1 protein-coding gene is annotated in these 393 nt (G+C 61.8%); it reads right to left on the bottom strand.

Annotated elements, in window-relative coordinates; translation table 11 throughout:
- Positions 1–54 precede the first annotated feature (54 nt).
- The coding region (locus DBR24_RS34660) for an AAA family ATPase (RefSeq protein ID WP_256592044.1) at positions 55–393 on the bottom strand (339 nt) is incomplete at its 5' end.

Raw genomic sequence — 393 nt, 5'->3', positions numbered from 1 at the left:
GCATCCCCCAATCAGTCCCCTCTCCCTCCGGGAGAGGGTTAGGGTGAGGGGCTTTTAATCCGGCCAGTTCCACGCCGGTTCATCCAGCACTCGCTGCCCGACAATCCCGGTCTGTCCCAGGGTTTTCTCCAGCACAATGCAATTGCACTCCGGGTCTTCCTGCAGCGCCGAAATCAACCGTCGCGCATGGGACACGACCCACACCTGACACTGCTGCGATGCACGGATGATCAATCGTGCCAGCGCCGGCAACAGGTCCGGATGCAGGCTGGTTTCCGGTTCGTTCAGCACCATCAACGACGGTGGTCGTGGCGTCAGCAACGCGGCGATCAGCAGCAGATAACGCAATGTTCCGTCCGACAGCTCTGCCGCCGACAGTGGCCGCAGCAAGCC

It is taken from the genome of Pseudomonas sp. HMWF006 (assembly GCF_003061205.1).
Lineage (GTDB): Bacteria > Pseudomonadota > Gammaproteobacteria > Pseudomonadales > Pseudomonadaceae > Aquipseudomonas > Aquipseudomonas monsensis.
Note: the sequence above shows the minus strand (reverse complement) of the source record. Positions and strands in the feature narration are given on the sequence as shown.